Here is a 16691-nt window from a genome sequence, read left to right as displayed (position 1 = left end):
ATTTCTTTCTGTGTCAATATATCTTTAACTTACTTATCACCCTTTTTTGAGTTATTTTGTATCTCGCTTTGCAGCTTTGAAACAAGTAATAACGCATCTATTGGTGTTGACGAAGAGACATCAAAGTCCATTATCTTATCGATAAGCTTATCAATTTCCCTGTTTTCAATCTCAGATGTGTCTGTAAAAAGATCAAGCTGCTGAGATGCATTAAAGGCATTATATGATGCAAAGTGCTGCTTTTGGAAATTTGAAGCAGCTCTAATTAAAGATTGTGGAATACCTGCAAGCTTTGCAACATGTAAGCCATAGCTAGACTCGGCAACTCCATCTATAACTTTTCTAACAAAGTGAATATCATTTTTATCCTGTACAACCTCAAGTGTTAATAGCTGCATTAAGGAAGTGTCTAGCATTGTTAATTCATGGTAATGAGTTGCAAATAAGGTAATACAACCTAAATTAAATAGATATTGCATTATAGCATAAGCAATTGACATACCATCCTGAGTACTTGTTCCTCTTCCAATTTCATCCATTATTACAAGGCTTTTGCTTGTAGCATTTCTAACAATGTATGCACTTTCTCTCATCTCAACTAAAAATGTTGATTCTCCCTTTGCTAAATTATCTGAAGCACCAACACGAGTAAAGATTCTATCGGTTAATGGAATTACCGCTTTTGTAGCTGGTACAAACATACCAGCATGAGCTAGGAGTACAATTAAGGCTGTCTGTCTTAAGAATGTTGACTTACCAGCCATATTTGGTCCAGTAATTAAAGCAAAATGAGAGCGAATAGAATTAAATGAGTTAGCAACAAATTGTGATTGAATTAATTTATCCTCAACAACAGGATGTCTACCTTCAATTATATTTAACTCACCCTCTTTAATTAACTCAGGCATAGTATAGTTATTACTTTGAGCTATTTCAGCACAAGATTGATATAAATCTAGCTTTGCTAAAATAGAACCAACTAATCTTAGCTCCTTAGAAAGCTCAGCTGCTTTTCTTGTAATTTCTGTATAAATTTCCTTTTCTTTTTTAGCACTTTCAAAGGCTGCAGATTTAATCTTCTCTTCAAGCTCAGATAGCTCAGGGGTTGTGAAGCGTTCTCCACCAACTAAGGTTTGACGTCTAATAAAATATGGAGGAACCTTATCTAGCTGTCCCTTTGGAATCTCTAAGAAATATCCAATAATTTTATTATCACCAAGCTTAATAATAGTTAGCCCACTCTCCTGCTTTACCTTTTCAAGGTATGAGGAAAGTAGCTGAGAGGAGCTTGCTTCAATATTTCTTAATTCATCTAATTGACTATCATAGCCACTTAGAATAATCTCACCCTCTTTATAGAGGTTAGTGCAATCAGGATTTATTGAGTTAATTATTTCATTTGCTAAATCAATAAGCAAATTAGGATTACTCAATTCCTCATTAACTAAATTTAAGTAGCTCTCCTTTTCACTAACAAGTGAGAAAAAGCAAGTTAGAGTTTGAGCAATAGCAATAAGGTTCCTTGGAACACTTTTCTTCATATCTAGCTTACTTGAGATTCTAATTAAATCAGAGGATTCTCTTAATAGCTCTCTGACTCTCTTTCTTTCATCTAAATCATCAAAGAAAAACTTTACCCAACTAAGTCTACTATTTATCTCAGCTATATCTGTTACTGGATGAAGTAATCTTTCCTTAAGAAGTCTTGCGCCAGATGAGGTAATAGTTCTATTTATTGCAGAAAAAAGAGTATTTGATGAGCTATGATCCTGTAAATTTGTTATAAGCTCCAAATTCTTTTCACTAGATCTATCTAGCTGTAAATAGCCAAACTCATTTACTACCTTAATTGTAGTAAATTGCTTTAAGCTAGTTTTACACATTTGCTCTAAATATGTAATTAATGCACCTGCTGAGCCTAAAACAGAGTCCTTTTCATCTATCATAAAAACAGCGGTACTATTTACATCGAAAAAGGCTTTAACCTTATTCTCGCCATCTCTTGTTGAAAAATATCTAGCAGGGTATTTATTTACAATGATACCTAAATCATCTATATTGCTTCTGAAATCACGATTAGTAAAATAATAGTCCTCTTCAACTATAATTTCTTTAATAGAAAGTGAGAGTAGGACAGAAAATAGCTGGTCAGCAGATACATGGCGGACAAAGAATTCTCCTGTAGTAATATCTGCATAAGCAATAGCAAATTCTTTTTTTGTAAACCAAACTGAAACAATAAAGGAATCAGATTCACTATCTAAATACTCATCCTCTATTACTGTGCCCGGAGAGTATATTTGTATTACTTCTCTTTTTGCTAATTCCTTAGAGTTCTCTGGTAATGAAAGCTGCTCACAGATAGCAACCTTTTTACCCATATCTAATAATCTCTTTAAATATGATTTTGCGGCATGATATGGAATGCCACACATAGGATTTCCTGCCCTATGTGTTAAAGTAAGACTTAGAAGATGCGATACTTCTATCGCATCTTCAAAAAACATCTCATAGAAATCACCCAAGCGGAAGAATAATACTTCGTCCTTGTGTTGTTCCTTAATCTCTAAATATTGACGCATCATTGGCGTCAATTCATTATCCTTTTCCTTTGCCATATTATCAATAAATTGATGTTGTAATGGCTAGAACAAGCTTAAGTCCTGAACCTGATTTACTTGTTCCAAAGATAGGACCACCATCCCAGCTAAATGCTCCATTTTCAATCTTTGAAGTTTTACAGAGATATAAGCCAAGAGGGAATCCTGGAATCTTAAGCTTAATACCAGCACCTGCAGAGAAATACCAGTTTAGATTATTCCAAGAAAGCCTATTTAAGTCCTCAATAACTGCAGTTCCACTTGCATAAATTTCAGCGGACAATACATTTTCAACTAATGGGTAATTTATCTCTAACTGGTTATGCCATAGGAAGGAATTCCAAAGCTTTAGACTATGGCCACGGCCGATGTTCATACCATCGATGTAGAGCATTTCATACTTTGTTGCACCATTATTAGCATCATAGAAGTCCCAACCATGCATATCACTATTATTCCAATACTGTGGAAGCATAAAGGATACTTGGCTAGTTAATGAGAGTACTAAATGCTTTTCCTTTCCTTCCTCATTAGTAAACTTAAATAGAGACATATAACCAGCAGCATTGAGAGAAAGCTTATTGTAGTTAGATAAGCCTCCTAAAATACCACCTGCATATGTATATGACATAGATAGCATATAGCCCTTAGTTGTATTGTTTACTAAATCTCTACCATCCCAAGTAACTGTTCCACTTAGCTTATTAGAGAATTGCCATTTCTCATTGTACTTCTTAATAATGTATTCATATGGGTCATAGCTTGAATCATAAAGTGCATGAGACAATCCAATAGATAAACCACCAGATACTGTTAATGAGCCAGCATCAAACATGAACTTATAGCCAGTACTATATGCACCTGTGATACTGTAGAAATCATATGACATTAAATTAGTACTTTGTGGAGTTGTTTGTTTACTCATATACCAATCTAATGCAGAGTTATATCCCTTTGGATAAGTTATATTATCCTTATCTCTACCATCGAAATATGCACTTCCGCTACCTCTTTGTAGAGTATTTTTCTTGCTTGATCTCTCAAGGCTAAGAGAAATACCATTGGACCATCTCTTATCACCTACCCAGTCATCAGATAGTGCTAAATATACAGATTGTGTATCAGGAGAAAGGTTTGTAGAAACAGTAAAGTCTCTACCAGTTCCCATTAGGTTTTTATCACTCCACTGTAGGAAGCCTGAAACAGGGAATCCATCAACTGTACCACCAAAGGTTGCACCGAAGCTTAATTCCATCTGGTTTCCTTCTTCAATAGCTAATTCAAGAATAACACCATCCTCATCCTTACCCTGATAAAGACCAGTTTGAATATCAGTTACAATAGATGTATTTAAGATATTTTGTCCTGATTTCTGGAGCTTTGCCTGTGAGAATACATCTCCAACCTTTAATTCCATCTCTCTTTCAAATACATAAGGCTTAGTCTTTGTTAAGCCAGTAATAACAATTTCTTCAACAATAGATTGCTTACTTTCTGTAATTGAAAGATGATAGTTTACTGTATGTGTTTCTTCATCACGTGATTCAGTAGGTACAATATCTGTTTTAATATAACCATTGTTATAGTAAAGAGATGCAATTTCTTGAAGCTGAGTTGTAATTTGCTGAGAGTTATTTACAATACCACTCTTTAAATAGATGTGGCTGTTAATCTCTTCATCACTAAATACCTTATTACCACTAAATGTAATTGTACCTAGCTTCCAAAGCTCACCCTCTTCAATTGAAATAACGATAGAAACAAGCTTATATTTCTCATCTGCAATACCTGCATCTTGAATATCAACATCTGTAATAGCCGCATCTATATAACCATTAGTTCTATAGAAGGAGATAATTTTATCAAGATCACTTGTTAATTGCTTTTCAATATAATTACCGCTTCTAAAGAAGGATCTTTCTTTACTATCCATCTGCTTTGTAAGCTCTTTAGCACTAAAGTTATTTACGCCGCTAAAGGAGATTGATGAAACCTTATATTGATATCCTTCAGTAATATTATATGTAATATTTACTTTTTTTGTTTCCTCATCGGTTTCGCTACTAACCTCAACAGTAGCATCCTTATATCCCTTACTCTTATAGTATTCCTCAAGTAAAAGCTTATTAGCTCTTAAAACACCAGGAGAATAAAATGAACCAACTTGAATATTTTGTTCTGGTAATAAGGCTCTATCCTTAACTGCTTCATTTCCATTGAATATAATTGAACCAATTGCAGGTAGCTCTTCAATTTCTATGTTGAGAATTAGTTCTCCATCTTCATCTTCCTCAGCATTCATCAAATAGTAATCCATCCAATCCTGCTGATAAAGTAAATTGTCTATTTCCATTACTAAATCATCTGTAAATTCTTTTCCTACAAATGGCTTTAATAATGAATTAACAGTATGCTCTGTTACATTCTTTAAGCCTGTATATGTAAAGCCATTTATATTTTTTCCATAGTACCAATCATCTGCAAAAATAGGCAGAGATAGTAGTATCAAAACTACAAATATTAGTAGTACCTTTCTTTTCATGCAAAAATTCTCCTAATAACAAAATATACTAAAATTGAAAAAAACAAAACAGAGAAATACCAACTTCATTTAAATTACACTATTGAAAGAGTATTCGCTTTGAATAGCTAAATCCAAAGGAATCAAAAATATTAAATAGAGATAAATTAGATGGCTTAGTAAAGAATGTAAATGTTCCTAATGGATTACTCCATTCAAGTGAAACCTCAATATCAAGCTGTAAATCATCTGCCAAAATTGTTGTATATCTCTTTTTATCGCTATTTTGCTTAAATGCAGAAAGATGAACCATTCCCTGCAGGAATAAATCCTCATTAATATATTTTCCTAAGTAAATACTTGTATTATCTAAATATCTTGCAACAGGTGATATTGTTTGTCCTGTTGTAGTAAATATTGTATCTAGTACAAGATTCTCAAATAAGTTAGTTCTTAAGCTAAACATATCAAGATTTAAGCTATTTCTAATTGTTGAAATTAAATCTGTAGAGCTAGATGTAGAATTAATAAGACCTATTCTACTCATAACATCAACACCACTAGTAACAAGAGAAGCTACTGAGGATAGATTAAATTCTCCATAGGTATTTGTAGGTAGGATAGCATCTCCAAGGATTGTCATAATCTCATTTAAATCCTTATGTGGAGATGATTCAAAGTATGGATTAAGGTCTGTTAAGGTAGAGTTCTTTAAAATTAAGTAAATATCTACCTTATTTCCAGAGGAATCAAATTCTCTTAATCTTGCTGTCAGATCAATTACAGGTGCAATTCTTCTACTATTAACATTATTAAAGCTTAAGCTTCCTTCTGTGATGTAGAAGTTCTTTTCAAAGTAATAAATCTCACCAGATCTAAAGTCTAAGCTTCCATCAAAGCTGATACTTCCTACCTGGTTATCGTATTTAAATGTAAAGTGAGTTTTATCCTTCATGTAAGCAACTAGGATTGGATCTGCTGATAGTGGCAGTAAGAATTTCATGTTTTCTCCAAGTGTAACATCAAACTCATTATGTACAAGCATATGACTCTTCCACCAGGAAGGAAGAGGATCCATACCATAGCTAAATACACCACTATCTGAATAAATCTCTCCACCAAGATAGTTTTTAACTAGGTCAGTATAATATGAGAAATGACCATAAACATCTGCATCAATTTGCATATTTTGGCTTTCTATTGGAATGCGAACAAATACATCCTGTCCCTTTTGAATCCAAACATTTAAGCCAAAGAAATCAAGAATATTTGAAGGACTTAGCTGTGCTTCAAGATCTACATCGACTGTCTTTACAGGACCACCAAATTTATCTATTACAAGTATAGGTGTTCTAGGTGAAGATAGGTAGTTATCAATCATTGAGAAATGTATATCAGAAAGTCTTAAAATACTCTTTTGTAGCCACCATACCTCCATGTCAAAGCCCTTAGTGTATAGATTTCCATACATGTGTGTATCGTAAAGTGGTCCAAATATCTTTAAATCTCCATTTACAAAGGCTTTATCGCTAAACCAAATAATAGGAAATGGGAAAACAAAATTAATTGAGCCAATATTAAAAATAACATCATTAAGATTTAAATCTAAATCCTTAGGGTTTGCTATTCCTGTAATGCTTAGAGCAGCTACTGGTAGTAAATCAATATTTAAATCTATGTCAAAGGTCTTTTGATTAAAGGTACCATTAATCATATTACCTTCAATCTTAAAGCCGTTATCTCTATTAAATGAAACATCAATATTTCTTCTATCAATTGATAAAAAATTATCGATGTTAATCTTATCTATATTAACCTTAAAATCAAATTCCTTTTGGAATTTATCAAAGGTTTCGAGTACTGCGATTGACAATGAATCATATTTTCCAATATTTAAATCAAAGTCTAGAGATGAGGTTACTAAATAATCTCTATCAAAATTTCTTCGAGTATAATTAATATCAAAATTACCAAGTAAATTACCAACATTTGTGTCATACCCAATTAATGGAGATGAAACCATTAAATCAGATAAAGTAAATTTCAAATCTAAAAGCTCAACACTTTTATCATTAATTGATATTTGGCTACTTAATGTAAATGGAAGCTTATCATTACTTAGTGATTGAACATTTAATTCACCATTAAATTCAAAAGCATTAATACTTTCACCCTTACCAATAAGGGAAGCATTTAAATATGCTTTTGGGAAACCAAAGCGTTCAATATTAATATCATTAAGATTAACAATTCCTGTGTATAAATTGTCATTTATTACTTTAAAGGAAATATTTAATCTCTCTATTTCATCTCCTAAGGTAAAGGCCATTCGCTTTTCTCGAATAGGAATAACTAATGTACCTGTAAGAGTAGAAATATTATCCTGATAAATAATTTTATCAAGCGTAAAGAGATTATTACTGTAGGAGCCTGCTATAGTTATTTCAGGGTTAGATTTAATATATCTAATATCCTTAATATTTATATCATTAATAGTTAGTAAGCTTCTCTGCTCTGCAAAGTCAAAGTTATAGTCTGCGTAGCCATTAATTGTAATTGGAGTAATTGATAAATCACTTACAGGTAATTGAAAATCATCTAAGGATAATGCAACAGAGATTTGCTCAGAGTAATCTGCCGATAATAAAAGATTATCACTAATTAAATCTATTTTTTTACTATTAATATCTAAGGAAAGGTCAAAAGGATATATACTTGCACTACTCTTTACATCACCTAGAGCCTGTACAAGACCCTCCTTAGCCCAGTTAATTGAACCTTGGATATAACCATTGTCACTATTTAATATTTTAGCAAAGAAGTCATATTGCTTATTTGATCCCAAGGATATATTTAAGTCTAATAGAGATTTACCACTCTTAGTGTAATCAACAGTAATACTACCTTCCGGTAAGAATGTATCAAAGCTAATAGAGCCTAAATATGCAAATCTTAATAATTCACTTGTAATATTAAACTTAATATCTTCAATACCCTTTTCATCTATCCTAGCATTTAAACCAGATGCAATACCAAAAGTAATATCGTTAAAATGTATATTATCTAAAGCAAGAGTTGAGTAAATATCACCCTTCTTATCCTTATTAGTAGTAAAGGAAATATTACCGTTAATTAAAGTATCATCTAAGATATACTTATTAAAGAATGGTGAATATGTATTAATTGCATTCTTTATGTCTGAGCCTCTAAAGCCTGAGAGATTTATCTTTCCTGATAATATATCTTGCTCATCATTGAACAATATACTTAATTTATCTTGATAATAAATATCTAATTCATTCTTATCATCATGAGTAAAATTCATTTTTGCAGAATATGGAATCATTGGGAATTTTATCTCATTTAAGTTAACAGTGAGCTCCTGTAGGCTTTTATCTGTAATATATGCATTAATAGAGGCCGTAGCCTTTGTATTATCAAGAAATGCTATATCACTTCCTACTAAAAGAAGAGTTGAGGCATCAATAAAGGCTTCAGAGTTATTGTACTGAAGTGCAATATTTAAATTATTTAATTTAGAATCCTTTATAAAATTCTTTGAATAATTATTTATATTTGAAAGTAATATTTCATTTACTCTTGCATCTAGAGAAACAGAAGAAAGATATGAAGCATTAATATTTATACCATTAATTTTGACTTCACTATCTAAATTAGAAATAGTTAATTCTTCAGGTATTTGTATAGTAGCATTTGCTTCATATTCCTCAGAGACATTAATAGATCCACTAATTTGAGAAGAAGCTAAATCATAATTATTGTACTTAGCTTTAATTTTAGAAATATTATAGGTTGCTCCATCAAACGTATTTTGAACACTTATTGGTCCTATATTTAAATTAACAGAGTCACTATTTAAAATAGTGTTATCGATTGATAGATTTAGAGGTAAAGCAGTTAATTCCAAATCTGCAAATTTATTAAATTCTAGTGAAGCTCTTGCTTGGTCTAAAATGATGTTTGTGTTTTCATCAATAAAAGAAAGCTTATCACCTGAAATAGCAAATGAGTATATATTTCCATCATTGCTACTTCTAAAAGCTATTTTCTCAAAATTAAATTTATCATCTAGATATGTAGGAACCTCAGCTACTAAGGACTTGAATATTAAATGCTCATCAAGCTGGATATTTGCTCTTAAGCCAGAAATAGCTATTTCATTAAATTTTAAATCTAAGTTACTAACGTTTATCGAATATCCATAGTTATATAAGAAGTTCTTACTAAATATATCCTCATAGCCCTCTAGATTTTTGATTTGTTCAAAGACAGCTTGTAAATTAATATTGCTATTACTATTTTTACCACTGCTATTTATTGTTACCTTAATATTATTTATATCACCCTTAAGCACACCAGTCTTTGTGAAAAGAGCCTTTGTTAGCTGCAAAGGATTATTATACAAAATTACATTATCAATTTCTAAATCAATTAAATTATTATATTTAAGCTTTACATCATTTATTTGGATTCTATCCTTAAGAATTCTATCTATATTACTAAAGGTAATTGAGTAGTTTTCACTCTTTTCAAGCTTTTCTTCTAGTGTTGAAAGTAAAAGATATCCAGGAGATCCAATATTAAGCTCGAAAACAACAAAAAATGAAACAGCGACAAAAACACACAGAATCAAAAGTGTAGTTATCACGGTTGAAACTGTAGTATGATATTTCATTTTTGCTCCAAATAATGTTATTGTATCTTAAATAATAACAAAAATTGGAGCCTATAGACAGTATGAATTCTTCTATACTTAAAAATTTTATCGTTTTTGAGGGTCTCGATGGTTGTGGAAAATCATCTCAAGTGAAAATCCTTGCTAATCACCTTGAAAATTTAAATAAGAAGGTAGCTTTCTCCTGTGAGCCAACAGATGGCCCTATAGGAAGAATGGTTAGAGATGTTCTTCAGCATAGAATTAAAACTACTCCTAAGGCTTTAGCACTTTTATATTCAGCAGATAGAGAGGATCATCTGTTTAATGCACACCATGGGATTTTCTATTCAACTCAGGAGGGAAGATTTGAAATTTCTGATAGATATTTTTACTCCTCTCTTGCTTACCAAAGTGTAAATGTTGATTACGACTATGTAAAAGAGATAAACAGCTTTCCTTCTCCTGAAATACTTATCTATATCGATGTTCCTGTAGATATTTGTCTAAAAAGAATAGATAAGAGAGGAGAAGAAAAAGAACTCTTTGAAAAGAAAGAGTTCCTTGTAAAGGTTGAAAAAAACTTTAAATTTGCAATTCAGAATTGTAATCCAGCTACAAAGGTGTTAGTTGTTGATGGTACAAAAACAATAGCTGAAATTGCAAAGGAGATAGAGCATTTCATTGATGAACACTATGGCTTTATTTAATGAACATAGCATCGCCATAGCTAAAGAAATGATATTTCTCCTTAATTGCATGCTCATATGCTGCAAAGATATTTTCCTTAGTTGAAAAAGCAGAAACCAGCATTAATAGCGTTGACTCTGGAGTATGGAAGTTTGTAAATAGTGAGTCAACAAACTTAAACTCATATCCAGGCTTAATAAAAATATTGGTTCTTCTGCTTCCCGCTTGAATATGCCCTACTCTATCAGCTGCACTTTCAAGAGTTCTCATACTAGTTGTTCCAACAGCTATTATTTTTTTATTCTCACTCTTTGCTTTATTTAAAAGCTCAGCAGTTTCCTCTGTAACTGTATATCTTTCATAGTGCATATGATGGTCTTCAATATTCTCACTTCTTACTGGAAGGAAGGTACCAGGACCAACATGCAATGTTACTTCAGCAATTTTTATTCCCTTACTTTTAATTTTATCTAGAATTTCCTTTGTAAAATGTAAGCCAGCTGTAGGACTTGCTACAGAACCAATATTCTTTGAATAAACAGTTTGGTATCTGTTCTCATCACTAAAGGTATCTTCCCTTTTTATATAAGGAGGGAGAGGAACATGTCCAACTAAGGTAAAGAATTCTTCCTCTAAGGGCTCATCAAATGATAGCTGCACACTACCATCCTCATTTTTCTTAGTTAAGACACCTTTCTTCACAAGGTTTCCATTCTTATCATTAAAGCAATAAGCTCTACCCTCTTTTTGCTTTTTATTTTTATTACAAATACAATTCCAGCTGTGGTCTTCATTCTCTTCTAAGAAAAGAAATTCAACTTGGCCACCATTTTCTGTTGTGGCAAAGGTTCTAGCCTTTCTGACCTTAGAGTTATTTACTACTAATACACAATTCTCATCTAAGAGAGATGGAAAATCATTTATTGTTAAATCCTTATATTCTCCACTTTTACGATCCATTAATAATAATCTATCTTCACCACGCTTTTCACTTGGGTTTTGCGCAATTAATTCTTGTGGTAAATCAAAAAAGAATTCCTTGGTCTGCATTTTTCCTTCCTTCAATATTTATTCCAAGCAGCTCATATGCTTTTGCTGTTACACACCTACCTCTAGGTGTTCTCTTTAGATATCCCTGCTGGATTAAATATGGTTCATAGAAATCTTCTAGCGTCTCTACAGCTTCACCTACACTAATTGATAGTGTATCGGCTCCAACAGGACCGCCATCATAGAAGTCAATAATAGTTTTTAAGATATTTCTATCCTGTCTCTCTAAGCCATTACTATCTATTCCAAGCTTTGTAAGACCATGCTTTACAATATTGGTATTAATTACTCCGTCGCTTAGAATGTCAGCAAAGTCCCTCAAGCGCTTTAATAATCTATTCGCAATACGAGGAGTACCTCTTGAGCAATGAGCTAAAAGAGATGCTGCATCGTCTTCAATCTTACACTTTAAAATAGCTGCAGAACGCAAAATAATATTTTTTAGCTCCTCATCATCATAGTACTCTAGATGACAATTAATACCAAAACGCTCTGATAATGGTGTTGATACTGCACCAGCCTTAGTTGTTGCTCCAACTAAAGTAAACTTAGGTAGAGGAATTCTCATTGTGCGAGCACTAGGACCCTGCCCTATTACCCAGTCAATTTCAAAGTCCTCCATAGCAATGTATAGCATTTCCTCAAGTGCAGGCTTTAATCTATGTATCTCATCGATAAAGAAAATAGAGTTTTCTGTAACATTAGTTAAAATACCTGCTAAATCCTTTGGCTTATCGAGAGCTGGAGCACTAGTCATCCTAATTTCAGAGTGCATTTCATTAGCAATAATTGCAGCTAATGTAGTTTTACCTAATCCTGGAGGCCCAACAAGGAATGTATGATCTAATGCTTCAGAGCGATCTCTTGCAGCCTTTATAAAGATCGATAGATTTTCTTTTAGCTGCTTTTGACCCTGGAAATCCTCTAGATATTGAGGTCTTAAAATATTTTCATTTTTTTCATCAGAGGCTTGAAAGGTTACACTTACAGGACTGTCATCCTGTGTATATTTTTCATCATCATCTATCATGAAAGCCTCCTAAGTAAAATTGGGAAGATATAGCTTTCAGCTTGAGTATGACTCAGCTTCTTTATCTTCTCATTTTCTTCCTTCAATATCTTATCTAATGTTTTGTAAACATTCTTTTTATCAAAGCCCATTCCAACAAGTGAATCAACAACATCTGCCCAAAGCTTATTATCCTTTTCAACATTATCAACGCCGCTAGGACTATCGTCTGTAATAACTAATGTATCACGTAGCATTAATATTAATTTTTGTGCAGATTTAGCTCCAATACCTGGGATTCTTGAAAGAGTAGATACATCTCTTTGGTCTAAAGCCTTAATAAAATCATTAACACTAATAGCAGAAAGTATTTTTAATGCTTGCTTAGCACCAATACCTGGTACAGTCTGTAGCTGATTAAAGCAATCACGCTCAAAGGAATCCTTAAAGCCAAATAGTAATGCAGCATCCTCTCTTACAACATATTTTGTTAGAACTCTTACCTCTTTATCTCTATTTAAGGAAGAAAAATATGATGCAGCCTGAGTAGATATCTCTACATAAAACTCAACACCACTTACATTAATTACTAAACTATTTTGGTCAATACTAACAAGAAAACCATTTAAAGCATTAATCATTTATTACCTCTAAGCTTTGCTCCTGTAGAAGAGAATACAGCATAAGTAATGCAATCGGCAAGAGCATCAGCAGCATGGTCAGGTCGTGGAATTGAATCAAGGCCTAATAGTATTTTAACCATCTGCTGAACCTGGTTTTTATCTGCACTTCCTATTCCTGTTACAGCGGTTTTAATTTGAGGAGGAGAAAAGTATTCAACTTTAATTTTCTTTCTTCTCATCTCAAAGCTAATTGCACCAATTACTTTGGCAACACTAATTGCAGAAGATATATTTTTAGTAAAAAATATTTCTTCCATCGATACAACCTCAACATTGTATTTGTCAGCTATTTTTGAAATTTCATCTGTGATAGAGAATATTCTATCAGGAAGGGCAGCTTCAGGCTTAGTTGTAATAACTCCAAAAGAAACAGGCCGGTAGCGCTGATTGATTACCTCAACAACACCCCAGCCTGTATTTGCCAATCCTGGGTCAACACCTAGGATTATCATAGATTATTAAGCCTCTGCTTCGAAATCATCTGGAAGCTCAAGGTTTGTAGATACGAGCTGAACATCCTCAAGATCTTCAAGGCGTTCAACAATCTTAAGAACCTTGTTAGCCTTTTCATTATCAAGTGTAACAGTTTGATCAGCAATCTTCTGAATATCAGCACTTTCCTGCTCAAAGCCTGCAGCCTGCATAGCTTCAAGTACTGTAGCGAAATCTGCTGGTGCAGTAGTTACTTCAATTACACCATCTGATGTACTAACATCCTCTGCTCCATTATCGAGTGCAGCTTCAAGAATCTGATCCTCTGTATACTTCTCTTCGCTGTAAGTAATAATACCCTTAGTTTGGAACATGTATGATACACAACCTGTAGAACCGAGAGTTCCGCCAAGCTTTGTAAGTGTAGAACGTACATCTGCTGCAGTTCTGTTCTTATTATCTGTTAGAGTATCGATGATGATAGCAACTCCACCTGGAGCATATCCTTCATAAGTAAGCTCAAAGTAGTTTGCTGCTCCACCTTCACCTGTTGCTTTCTTGATTGCCCTTTCAATGTTATCTTTTGGCATGTTCTCAGCTTTTGCCTTTAAGATGGCTGTTCTGAGTGTAGCATTGGAGTTAGGATCAGGTCCGCCTTGCTTTGCAGCTACTGTGATTTCCTTGATGAGCTTAGTGAACTTTTGTCCACGTTTTGCGTCCGCGATACCTTTTGCATGTTTGATAGTTGCCCATTTACTGTGGCCAGACATATAAAACCCCTTATAATTAAAATTTACAACTACATTAAACTATCACAAATAAAAATATATCGTCAACAAGATGATTTATTTTTTTTTAAATAGCCATTGCTAGCGTTAAAATTACTTGATTTTCTACTAGAAAACCCTCTCTAGTAAGTTTAAAACACTTTTCATCATTGGTGTAAAGTCCTTCTTCTAAGTTTTCTATAAAAGAATTATAAACATCATCAAAGCTTTGAGAGAATCTATCAAAATAATCTTCTTTATTAATCCCATCCTTTAGTCTTAAATGAGTTAAAAGATACTCCTCTTCCAATTCCTCTTTTGAAAGCTTATATGCATCAAAGGATGGTGTTTTAATATATTCCTCTACACTATCCTTTTCTCTTAAGGAAATGACCTTTTTATAGCCAACACTACTTTCTGCACTAGGACCTAATCCAATATATTGACCTAAATTCCAATATACTTGGTTATGGATACATCTACACCCTTTTTGAGCAAAATTACTTATTTCATATTGCTCATATCCAAGCTCATCTAATTTATCCCAAGCAGCAATTAATATTTCTCTTTCCTCACCTTCATCTAAAGGCTTTACACTTTGAGTAAGCTTTGTTCCCTCCTCAAAGGTTAAGGAATAAAGAGAGATATGATCAACATTGAAGGATGAAAGTGTTTCTATATCCTCAAGAGTTTTTTCCTTACTGTGACCAGGAATACAGCAAATTAAATCACCATTAATTTGTAATTTATATTTATCCTTTAGGCTAGAAAGAATATTTAAAGCATTAATATTATCTCGTCTTCTAGCATTTCTACCAATAGTTTTAAGAGCATTATCATCAAAGGATTGAATGCCAACACTTATTCTATTTACATAGGGAATTAGCTTTTCAATCTCATTACTTACATGCTCAGGATTTATCTCTATTGAAAATTCTTCAGGTTTTCCATATTTACATGCATTTTCAGCAATTTTTAATAATTCATCAAAACCAATTATTCCAGGGTTTCCACCACCAATAAAAATACTCTTATAAGGCTTTTTAATCTCTTCATTTAATACGCTTATGTGCTTATTTAGTGTAGCTAGAAATTGCTCCTTAGCACTGTGGTCAACTGTAGAGTAAAAGGCACAGTAACCACATTTAGTTTGGCAAAAAGGTATGTGAATATAGAGAGATACAGGTCTCGATAAATCTAAAGCTTCAATCACTTAACTATCCCTACACTACCAAGTGGCCAGAATCTACCTACAACCTTACCATTTATAGTTGATTCCTTAACTGGTCCAAAATATCTACCATCTGAGGAGTTATCACGATTATCACCTAGTGGTAATACATAGTTTTCCGGAACATAAATACCAGCTCTATAGTGGCCATGTTCAGAGCGAGCATTCATATCTGTTGGATTTATTAATGTATTCATAAGTGTACGGTTATTTTCAAACTCATAACGATCAAACATATATTGATCCTTTACACTTTCATATGAATTTTTTAAGTGCTGAGGAACTACATTTATTGAGTTTTCTTGAAGTGCATATAGTCTACCCCAAGCATGCATACCATCATAAAGTGTTGAATCTACACTTCTATGAGGTCCATTTGATAGCTCATTAGCCTCTCTATAGCTCTCTTCTGTAATGTAATTATTGTACCCTGCAGGTTTTATTAATACATTACCATCTTTAAATTTAACGTTATCACCACCAAAGCCAACAGCACGCTTTACATATAATCTTTCAGCGATTGAGCCATCCTCATTTCTATCAATATTTACTAATGAAAGAGTTGAGTAATAAATAATTTGAGAAAGAATATCAAAGAACGGACCTTTAGAATCATATTCAGGATTATAAAAGGTAATGATATCATCACGTTGAACACGTCTTGAATCAGAAAAGAGCTTTGGTCCAGTAGGATATGCCTCTATACCATATGATACCTTACTGACTATTACTCTATCACCGATATTTAATGTTGAAACCATCGATGGAGATGGAATTAAAAATAGCTGGAATAAAAACTGATTTAAAATAATAACTACAACAACAGCAAATATTAGCGCATCGAGCCAAGACCAAATCTCTGTTAATATTGTTTTCTTTTTACTTTTTTCATAGGCCTTTAAGGCTTTTTTATGTGTAAGATAATTAACTGTCTTATTTTCAAGAAATGAATATAGCTTATCCATATTCATAAACATAACAGAGCCTTGATTTGTTGACAATAGGAGTATTTTAGGATTAATTTTAATTTTAT

At 32.8% G+C, this 16691-nt stretch carries 11 protein-coding genes; 1 reads left to right on the top strand and 10 read right to left on the bottom strand.

Features of this window, described 5'->3' with window-relative positions:
- Window positions 1–29 precede the first annotated feature (29 nt).
- The 3 genes from mutS to FYJ80_RS04390 all read right to left on the bottom strand — a co-directional run bounded on the left by mutS (window position 30) and on the right by FYJ80_RS04390 (window position 9817).
- Window positions 30–2618 (bottom strand): DNA mismatch repair protein MutS, encoded by a 2589-nt coding sequence (gene mutS, locus FYJ80_RS04400; RefSeq protein ID WP_154424989.1) that lies wholly within the window; start codon window positions 2616–2618, stop codon window positions 30–32.
- 4 nt (window positions 2619–2622) lie between these two features.
- Window positions 2623–5142 carry an outer membrane protein assembly factor BamA gene (bamA, locus tag FYJ80_RS04395; RefSeq protein WP_154424988.1) on the bottom strand — a complete coding sequence of 840 codons (2520 nt, stop codon included), beginning with the start codon at window positions 5140–5142 and terminating at the stop codon, window positions 2623–2625.
- Between the two features lie 79 nt (window positions 5143–5221).
- A complete protein-coding gene (locus FYJ80_RS04390; protein WP_154424987.1) occupies window positions 5222–9817 on the bottom strand; it encodes a translocation/assembly module TamB domain-containing protein in 4596 nt (1531 codons plus the stop codon).
- 62 nt (window positions 9818–9879) lie between these two features.
- Here FYJ80_RS04390 and tmk point away from each other — a divergent pair, with 62 nt between their 5' ends.
- Window positions 9880–10506: a dTMP kinase gene (tmk, locus tag FYJ80_RS04385; protein ID WP_154424986.1), complete on the top strand. Its 627-nt coding sequence runs from the start codon at window positions 9880–9882 to the stop codon at window positions 10504–10506.
- Here the strand turns inward: tmk and queA are convergent.
- The 7 genes from queA to lepB all read right to left on the bottom strand — a co-directional run bounded on the left by queA (window position 10499) and on the right by lepB (window position 16659).
- Window positions 10499–11536 (bottom strand): tRNA preQ1(34) S-adenosylmethionine ribosyltransferase-isomerase QueA, encoded by a 1038-nt coding sequence (gene queA, locus FYJ80_RS04380; RefSeq protein ID WP_154424985.1) that lies wholly within the window; start codon window positions 11534–11536, stop codon window positions 10499–10501. The two genes, tmk and queA, sit on opposite strands and share 8 nt — an antisense overlap.
- The gene (ruvB, locus tag FYJ80_RS04375; protein ID WP_154424984.1) at window positions 11511–12566 is read right to left on the bottom strand and encodes a Holliday junction branch migration DNA helicase RuvB; all 1056 of its coding nucleotides are present in this window, start codon (window positions 12564–12566) and stop codon (window positions 11511–11513) included. Before ruvB ends, queA begins: the two co-directional genes overlap by 26 nt.
- Window positions 12563–13186, bottom strand: a complete 624-nt coding sequence (gene ruvA, locus FYJ80_RS04370; protein WP_154424983.1) for a Holliday junction branch migration protein RuvA — start codon at window positions 13184–13186, stop codon at window positions 12563–12565. Before ruvA ends, ruvB begins: the two co-directional genes overlap by 4 nt.
- Window positions 13183–13680 carry a crossover junction endodeoxyribonuclease RuvC gene (gene ruvC / locus FYJ80_RS04365; RefSeq protein WP_154424982.1) on the bottom strand — a complete coding sequence of 166 codons (498 nt, stop codon included), beginning with the start codon at window positions 13678–13680 and terminating at the stop codon, window positions 13183–13185. Before ruvC ends, ruvA begins: the two co-directional genes overlap by 4 nt.
- Window positions 13681–13686: 6 nt before the next feature.
- A complete protein-coding gene (locus tag FYJ80_RS04360) occupies window positions 13687–14430 on the bottom strand; it encodes a YebC/PmpR family DNA-binding transcriptional regulator (RefSeq protein ID WP_154424980.1) in 744 nt (247 codons plus the stop codon).
- Window positions 14431–14515: 85 nt separating this feature from the next.
- Window positions 14516–15640 (bottom strand): radical SAM family heme chaperone HemW, encoded by a 1125-nt coding sequence (gene hemW, locus FYJ80_RS04355; protein ID WP_154424978.1) that lies wholly within the window; start codon window positions 15638–15640, stop codon window positions 14516–14518.
- Window positions 15637–16659 (bottom strand): signal peptidase I, encoded by a 1023-nt coding sequence (gene lepB / locus FYJ80_RS04350; RefSeq protein WP_235899585.1) that lies wholly within the window; start codon window positions 16657–16659, stop codon window positions 15637–15639. Before lepB ends, hemW begins: the two co-directional genes overlap by 4 nt.
- Window positions 16660–16691 lie beyond the last annotated feature (32 nt).

The sequence above is a fragment of the Bullifex porci genome (genome assembly GCF_009695635.1).
In the GTDB taxonomy this organism is placed as follows: Bacteria; Spirochaetota; Spirochaetia; order Sphaerochaetales; family Sphaerochaetaceae; genus Bullifex; species Bullifex porci.
Note: the sequence above shows the minus strand (reverse complement) of the source record. Positions and strands in the feature narration are given on the sequence as shown.